12 protein-coding genes are annotated in these 7,374 nt (G+C 60.4%); 11 read left to right on the top strand and 1 reads right to left on the bottom strand.

Annotated elements, in window-relative coordinates; genetic code table 11:
- Positions 1–311 (bottom strand): aminotransferase class III-fold pyridoxal phosphate-dependent enzyme (locus ACUVTA_RS07605; protein WP_445952351.1); only part of this gene is annotated, 311 nt, incomplete at its 3' end.
- Between the two features lie 230 nt (positions 312–541).
- On the opposite strand from ACUVTA_RS07605, the gene ffh reads away from it, so the two are divergent.
- From ffh to ACUVTA_RS07550, 11 genes are all read left to right on the top strand, one after another.
- Positions 542–1,882, top strand: coding sequence for a signal recognition particle protein (ffh, locus tag ACUVTA_RS07600; RefSeq protein ID WP_445952350.1), 1,341 nt, complete (start codon positions 542–544; stop codon positions 1,880–1,882).
- A 29-nt stretch (positions 1,883–1,911) separates the two neighbouring features.
- Positions 1,912–2,154 (top strand): 30S ribosomal protein S16, encoded by a 243-nt coding sequence (rpsP, locus tag ACUVTA_RS07595; protein ID WP_445952349.1) that lies wholly within the window; start codon positions 1,912–1,914, stop codon positions 2,152–2,154.
- Positions 2,155–2,193: 39 nt separating this feature from the next.
- Positions 2,194–2,421: a KH domain-containing protein gene (locus ACUVTA_RS07590; protein WP_445952348.1), complete on the top strand. Its 228-nt coding sequence runs from the start codon at positions 2,194–2,196 to the stop codon at positions 2,419–2,421.
- 16 nt (positions 2,422–2,437) lie between these two features.
- Complete coding sequence (locus ACUVTA_RS07585; protein ID WP_445952353.1) at positions 2,438–2,842, top strand: YlqD family protein; 405 nt, start codon at positions 2,438–2,440, stop codon at positions 2,840–2,842.
- A 4-nt stretch (positions 2,843–2,846) separates the two neighbouring features.
- The gene (gene rimM / locus ACUVTA_RS07580) at positions 2,847–3,356 is read left to right on the top strand and encodes a ribosome maturation factor RimM (RefSeq protein WP_445952347.1); all 510 of its coding nucleotides are present in this window, start codon (positions 2,847–2,849) and stop codon (positions 3,354–3,356) included.
- A gap of 48 nt (positions 3,357–3,404) precedes the next feature.
- Complete coding sequence (trmD, locus tag ACUVTA_RS07575) at positions 3,405–4,160, top strand: tRNA (guanosine(37)-N1)-methyltransferase TrmD (RefSeq protein ID WP_445952352.1); 756 nt, start codon at positions 3,405–3,407, stop codon at positions 4,158–4,160.
- 92 nt (positions 4,161–4,252) lie between these two features.
- Positions 4,253–4,600 (top strand): 50S ribosomal protein L19, encoded by a 348-nt coding sequence (gene rplS / locus ACUVTA_RS07570; RefSeq protein WP_445952346.1) that lies wholly within the window; start codon positions 4,253–4,255, stop codon positions 4,598–4,600.
- A gap of 35 nt (positions 4,601–4,635) precedes the next feature.
- The gene (lepB, locus tag ACUVTA_RS07565; RefSeq protein WP_445952345.1) at positions 4,636–5,217 is read left to right on the top strand and encodes a signal peptidase I; all 582 of its coding nucleotides are present in this window, start codon (positions 4,636–4,638) and stop codon (positions 5,215–5,217) included.
- 21 nt (positions 5,218–5,238) lie between these two features.
- Positions 5,239–6,060, top strand: coding sequence for a ribosome biogenesis GTPase YlqF (ylqF, locus tag ACUVTA_RS07560; RefSeq protein WP_445952344.1), 822 nt, complete (start codon positions 5,239–5,241; stop codon positions 6,058–6,060).
- Positions 6,061–6,130: 70 nt separating this feature from the next.
- Positions 6,131–6,841: a ribonuclease HII gene (locus ACUVTA_RS07555; RefSeq protein ID WP_445952343.1), complete on the top strand. Its 711-nt coding sequence runs from the start codon at positions 6,131–6,133 to the stop codon at positions 6,839–6,841.
- On the top strand, positions 6,834–7,199 hold the full coding sequence (locus ACUVTA_RS07550; RefSeq protein ID WP_445952342.1) for a YraN family protein: 366 nt from the start codon (positions 6,834–6,836) through the stop codon (positions 7,197–7,199). Before ACUVTA_RS07555 ends, ACUVTA_RS07550 begins: the two co-directional genes overlap by 8 nt.
- Positions 7,200–7,374 lie beyond the last annotated feature (175 nt).

Below are 7,374 nucleotides of genomic sequence, written 5' to 3'. Positions count from 1 at the left end.
CCCGCCAAGGGTGATAATGATGCCTGCAGCAAATTCGGCAGTTGCCGCACCGCCTCGACGGCGGCAATGACCCGCGGGTGGTTGTGCCCGGTGTTGAGCGACCCGTAACCACCCAGGAAGTCGAGGTACTCGCGCCCCTCGCTATCCCAGAGGCGCACCCCTTCGGCGCGGACGAAGCGCCTATCAAAATCCAGGAGCTTGAGCAGCGTCACCAGGCCGGCGTTAAGGTACTCCTGGTGGAGCCCGCGCACCTGCTCCCGGTCCAGGGATAACGCCTCCTCAAGCGTGATAAAGCCATTTTTCTCCGCCAAAATCGCTCTCCCCCTTCTTCCGCCCGGGTCCGGACGGGAAATTCCCGGAAAAACTCTGTGTCCGGCAGACTATCTCTTCGCCGTCCCGCAAGAAAATCCTTTTAAAATGTGGTAGGTGGGCGGCCTTCGCTTGACAGCGGGAAGCGCTTTCAGTAAAATCAACCTGCATTCTGCACCAAAGTAGAATGTGGCGATTTCTTGGCCTGACGAAAGGGGGGACTGAGCCGCGGATGTTTACAACTCTTACGGAAAAGCTGCACGAGGTCTTTAAAAAACTGAAAAGCAAGGGGAAGTTGACGGAAGAAGACGTGAACGCGGCGCTGAAAGAGGTCCGGGTAGCCCTCCTCGAGGCCGACGTTAACTTTAAAGTGGTCAAAGACTTCGTGGCGCGTGTCCGGGAGCGGGCGGTAGGGCAGGAGATCCTGGCGAACCTCAATCCCGCCCACCAGGTGATCAAGATCGTCCGGGAAGAGCTGACCGCGCTTATGGGCGATCAGAACGCGCGACTCAATACCGCCGCCAAGCCCCCTACGGTGATCATGATGGTGGGTCTCCAGGGCTCGGGTAAAACAACCACCGCCGCGAAGCTCAGCCTGTTCCTCAAAAAACAGGGGCGCCGGCCGCTGTTAGTCGCCGCCGACATCTACCGCCCCGCCGCCATTAAGCAGCTTCAAGTCCTCGGCGAGCAGATCCAGGTGCCCGTTTTTTCCCGGGAAGGCGATCCGGTGACCATCGCGGTAGGCGCGGTTGAGGAAGCGGGCAAAAAAGGCTACGACCCCGTTATTATCGATACGGCGGGGCGCCTGCATATTAACGAAGAGCTGATGGCGGAACTGGAGCGGATCAAAGCCTCCGTCAAACCCCACGAGATTCTGTTAGTGGTGGACGCGATGACCGGACAGGACGCCGTGCGGGTTGCCGAAACCTTCCACCAGCGCCTTGGGCTCGACGGGGTGGTTTTAACCAAGCTCGACGGCGATACGCGGGGGGGCGCAGCCCTTTCCATTCGCGCGGTGACGGGCTGTCCCATTAAGTTCGCCGGCGTCGGCGAGAAGCTCGATATGCTTGAGCTTTTCCATCCCGACCGGATGGCCAACCGGATCCTGGGTATGGGTGATATCCTCACTCTCATTGAAAAGGCGCAGACAACGCTGGACGCCCAGCAGGCCGTGGAGATGCAGAAGCGAATCAAGAGCGCCGACTTCAATCTCGAGGATTTTCTTACCCAGCTCCGTCAGTTCAAGAAAATGGGGCCCCTGGAGCACATTCTCAGCATGCTTCCAGGCTTCGGCGGCATGAAAAAGCTGCGGGAGGAGTTTCAGTTCGACGAGCGGGAGCTAGTACGGGCGGAAGCCATCATCAACTCGATGACCCCAGAGGAGCGACGCCACCCCGAGATCATCGACGGGAGCCGGCGGCGCCGGATCGCCCGCGGCTGCGGCCTGACGGTCCAGGACGTGAACCGGTTGTTGAAACAATTCGAGCAGACCAAGAAGCTGGTCCGCCAGCTCACCTCTTTCGAGAAGGGTTTCAAGAAGGGCGCTAAACTCGGACGATTCCCGTTTATGTGAGACAATACCGCTGAAAGGAGGTGAAACGGTTGGCCGTTAAAATTAGACTCAAAAGAATAGGCGCTAAGAAACAACCCCGTTACCGGATCGTGGTAGCGGACGCCCGTTCGCCGCGAGACGGCCGTTTTATCGAAGAAATCGGCTTTTATAACCCGGTTGCCGACCCGGCTGAACTCAAGATCGACGAAGCCCGGGCCCGGGAGTGGCTTGCCCGTGGCGCACAGCCGACCGATACCGTGCGGGCATTGTTAGCGCGAACTGGAATCCTCTAAGCGCGGGAAGGGCCGGACTGATAGGGGGCTAAGACGCTAATGAAGGAACTCGTCGAGATTCTGGCTAAAGCCCTGGTCGATAAGCCAGAAGAGGTGGATGTGAGGCTCATCGAAAAAGAACAATCGGTAGTAATCGAGCTGCGGGTGGCCGCCGAAGATGCGGGGAAGGTAATCGGGAAGCACGGCCGGATTGCCCGAGCGCTCCGGCAAATGGTGAAGGCCGCAGCGGCCAAGTCCCGCAAAAAAGTAGTCCTCGAGATTCTCTGAACACCTGGTGAATAACATGGACCGGATAACCGTTACCCGACCGGTGATTATCAAGGTGCGGGTAACCGAAAAATACAAGGAGTTCCTCCTGGCCAGGCTCGCCGTGGCCATCGAAGAAGCAGAGCGTGAAGTACAGCGGGTCGAGTTCCAGGCCAAGCACCTGCACGCCGAAAAGAAAGGCCGCCTAGTCCCCGCTGAAATGGAACAGCTCGAAAAGGTGCGCCGGGAAAAGGTGGCGGAAAGACAACGGCTGCAGCACCAGTATGAAGCCTTAAAACAACTTCCTCCCGGTGCGGAAATCATCCAGGGACGCACCGAAAGCCTGGTGGAAATAGGCATAGGCGACGATGCAAAACGCCTTAACCCGGTGGAGATCGTAATTGAAGAAGGAAAGGTCATCGCGCTCAGGGAACAGGGTTGAACCGGTGAAGGAGGAGTTTATAACCGTAGGCGAGATTGTGGCCCCCCACGGATGCCGGGGGGCCGTTCGTATTCTCCCCCTGACCGATTTCCCGGAGCGTTTCCTCCGGATGAAAAAGCTGACCCTCTTTAAGGAAGGAGAAAGAAAGACCTACGCGGTTGAGGAAGCGCGGGGGCATAAAAGGTTTATCCTCGTCAAGCTCGCCGGCATCGATACTATGGACGATGCGGCGGCCCTCCGGGGGGCCCTCATTCAGGTGCCCCGCGGGGAAACGGTACCGCTCCCGCCAGGCCGCTACTACGTCTTTGAAATCATCGGCCTCAAGGTCTGGTCGGAGGAAGGAGCCTTCCTTGGTGAAGTAAGCGCGGTTATAACCACCGGTGCAAACGACGTTTACGGTATCCGGACGCCTAGCGGCAGAGAGATCCTGATCCCCGCCCTGAAGGCGGTGGTCCGGGAGATCGACCTCCAGGAGGGGAGGATGGTGGTCCGGCTGCCAGAAGGACTTTTATGAGCATCCGGCGCTCGCGGTTCAGCAATAATAGGGGTGAAGCAGCGGAAAATGCAATTCGATATCCTCACCCTCTTCCCGGAGATGTTTACCGGCCCCTTTTCCAGTAGTATCATCAAGCGGGCAATCGAGCGGGGCCTGTTGAAGGTAAACTTAATCAACATCCGGGACTACGCGCGGAATAAACACCGCACCGTGGATGATACTCCTTACGGTGGCGGCGCCGGAATGGTCATGGAGCCCGAACCCATCGTCTTGGCCCTCGAAGCGGTGCGGGAAAACCGCGGGGGCGATACCGGCCCGGTAATCCTGCTTTGCCCCCAGGGCGAGCCGTTTACCCAGCGGCTGGCGGCCGAGTTGGCGCGGGAGGAGCATATTGTTCTCGTCTGCGGCCACTACGAAGGAATAGATGAGCGGGTAAGAGCGTATACCACCGGCGAAATCTCCATTGGCGATTACGTACTGACCGGCGGCGAACTGCCGGCGATGGTGGTGGTGGACGCCGTTTCCCGCCTCGTTCCGGGCGTCCTGGGAGAAGAAACGTCGCCCGTGACGGATTCTTTCGCCACCGGTCTTCTCGAGCACCCGCACTACACGCGCCCCCGGGAATTCCGCGGCGCAGCGGTACCGGAGGTGCTTTTAAGCGGCCACCACGCCCGGATAGCCCGCTGGCGGCGCGAGGAAGCACTCCTGCGCACCCTCGTCCGGCGCCCGGACCTTTTATCAACAGCGGCCCTGACCGCCGACGACAGGCGTTTTCTTAAGGAACTCGCCACCCAGCTTATGCGTCTTAATCTCGGCGACTAAATTATTGCGGCCGGCAGGAACCCGTGGTATAATTTTTCCTGGTTTCCGTGCGGGGAAAACCATTTCTACGGAAGGAAAGCGAGGAACCGAAAATGACTAATATTCAGGAGTTGTTTGCTAACGAAGCGCATCTAACGAAGGAGATCCCTGATTTCCGGCCGGGAGACACCGTACGCGTCCACGTCAAGGTAGTAGAAGGTGGCCGGGAAAGGATCCAGGTATTTGAAGGCGTAGTCATCCGGCGCCGCGGGGGCGGGCTCGATGAGACCTTCACCGTCCGGCGTGTATCCTACGGCGTAGGCGTTGAGCGCATTTTTCCGCTGCACTCGCCGCGGATTGACCGCATCGAGGTGGTCCGGCGCGGTAAGGTGCAGCGCGCCCGTCTTTACTACCTGCGGAAATTACGCGGCAAAGCTGCACGTATCGAAGAACGGCGTTAAAAAACGGGGCCCGGAAAGAAGCAAAAAGGCCCCTTTTGCTTTCGACCGCCGCTCAAGAGCGATTACCGATACCACAACGGGGGGTTCTGGCGCTGAAACTAAGGGGCGAATCCGGTTTCCGGGGGGATATTCTCGAGTCGCTCATCATCGCGATCGTGCTGGCCGTCGTTATCCGGGCCTTCATTTTTCAGCCCTTTTATATTCCTTCCGGCTCGATGATGCCGACACTTTACCGGGGAGACCGGATCATCGTTTCCAAACTCTCCTACCGGTTCCACCCTCCCCAGCGGGGTGACATCATCGTTTTTCGTTATCCCCACAACCCGAAGAAAACCTACATCAAGCGGCTGATCGGTCTTAGCGGCGAAACAGTAATGCTGGCCGACGGTAAACTTTTTATCAACGGGCAGGAGGTTCCTGAACCCTACCTGCCGCCGGGTACTTATTTTGCCGACTTCGGTCCGGTGAAGGTCCCCGAAGGCTGCTCCTTTATGCTCGGTGATAATCGGATGAACAGTGAGGATAGCCGGGTGTGGGGCTTTCTGGACCAGCGGTTAATCATCGGGAAAGCGGTGCTTGTCTACTGGCCGCCGGACCACATTAAAGTGATTCACTGAACCGCTTAAGGAAGAGGGCCGATGGATATTCACTGGTATCCGGGTCACATGGCCAAAGCCCGGAAGCTCATCAGGGAATCCCTGAAGCTCGTCCACGTCGTCTTTGAACTGCTTGACGCCCGGATTCCCCGCTCCAGCCGCAACCCCGACATCACCACGCTCCTTGCTGGCAAGCCCCGCGTGGTGATCCTGAATAAGACCGACCTCGCCGACCCCGCCGAAACCCGCCTCTGGGCCGAGAGATTAGCTGCTGAAGGCACACCCGTGGTGCAGCTCGACTCCTTTACCGGGCGTGGCCTCGGCAAAATCCCGCGTGCCGTGCGGGAGGTGGCCGCACCCGGGCGTACCGGGATTATCAGGGGTATGGTCGTCGGCATCCCGAACGTCGGTAAATCCACCTTCATCAACCGGCTCGCCGGCCAAAAGGCGGCGGCTACCGGCGCCCGACCCGGCGTAACGCGCGGCAAGCAGTGGATCCGCGTTGCGCCGGGAATCGAGCTTCTCGACACGCCCGGCGTCCTTTGGCCCCGCTTTGACGACCGGGAGGTGGCGCTCAAACTCGCGGCCACCGGGGCGCTGAAAGAAGAGGCGATCGACTGCGGGGCGGTCGCCCTCTGGCTGCTCGACTGGCTCAAAGCGGAGTACCCGGGGGTGCTCAAGCGCCGCTACCAATTGGCGGCGCTGCCGGCTGACAGCCATATGCTCCTGGAAACGATCGGGCTGAAGCGCGGGCTGGTGGTCGCCGGGGGCCGGGTGGACCGCTTTAAGGCGGCGGTGGCGCTACTCAAGGAGTTCCGGGAGGGGCGGCTTGGCAGGTTTACCCTAGATAAATGCCCGGTTTGACAAAAATTTGAGTGCGTGGGAATGGAGCTGTAGGCCGTTCTCAGAAGGTCTTGCAGGTTGGAGGGCGCCGATGTTTCCGCAACACACGGTAACCTTCTCGAAAGATACCGGGGGGCTGTCTTGCCGCCGCACGCCCGCGGAAGAAAAAGCGCGCTACGAAGCCCTTTTCCTTTTTGAGCGGGACCTGCGGCGGCGCGGCTGCACCCTGATCGCCGGCGTGGACGAGGCCGGCCGGGGGCCGCTGGCCGGCCCGGTGGTAGCCGCAGCGGTAGTCCTGCCGGAAGCGGTGGACCTGCCCGGTCTTAACGACTCCAAGCTCCTTAGCGCCGCGCAGCGGGAACGCCTGGCGGCGCAGATCTGTGCCTGCGCCCGCGCCTGGGCGGTAGGCCTAGCCTCCGTCGCCGAGATCGACGCCCTGAACATCCTCCAGGCCTCTTTCTTAGCGATGCGCCGGGCACTCGCTGGCCTCACCTTGCAGCCCGACCACGTGGTGGTGGACGGGCGTCCCATCCCCCGCCTCCCCCTGCCCCAGACGGGCGTGGTCCGCGGCGACGCGCAGGTGGCGGTGGTGGCCGCGGCCTCGATCATCGCCAAGGTGACGCGCGACCGGCTGATGGTCGCGCTCGACCGGGAGTTCCCCCAGTACGGCTTCGCCCGCCACAAGGGCTACCCCACCCGCGAACATCTCGCCGCGCTCCGGCGCTATGGCCCCTCCCCCCACCACCGGCGGAGCTTCGGCCCGGTGAAAGACCTCTTGGGAGGAACCGGTAGCCGTGCCTGATGCAAGGCGACGCCACGGTAACGCGGCGGAGGCCCTCGCCGCCGCGTACCTCAAGCGCAAGGGCTATCAAATCCTTGTCCGGAACTACCGCTGCCGTTTCGGCGAGATCGACCTCATCGCCTTGGACCGGGGCACGCTCGTCTTCGTCGAAGTCCGGGCCAAATCCTCCCTACGCTTCGGCACCCCACAGGAAAGCCTCGGCTACAAAAAACAGCAGAAGCTCCGCGAAGTGGCGCGGTACTACCTGGCCAACGAGTGGCGCCGTGGCAGCCCCTGCCGCTTCGACGTCATCGCCGTGCAGTTCGACCGGGAAAGCGGGGAAATGAAAGACCTCGAGCACATCGAGAACGCATTTTAAAACGAATACCCCAGCCGGTGACGGCACCGGAAGATATACGGTTTGTCTTATCCCGGCATTTCAAGATGCCGTCGTTCGTGTATCTAAACGCCCCACCACGGAAACAACTCTAACCTTCCGCCCGACGCTGCGATTCCCTTATTTCTAATCACCTTCCATATTCCGTGCCGGAGGC

This window comes from Thermodesulfitimonas sp., from assembly GCF_052743955.1.
The sequence above is the reverse complement of the archived record's forward strand: the minus strand, read 5'-3'. Positions and strand labels throughout refer to the sequence as shown.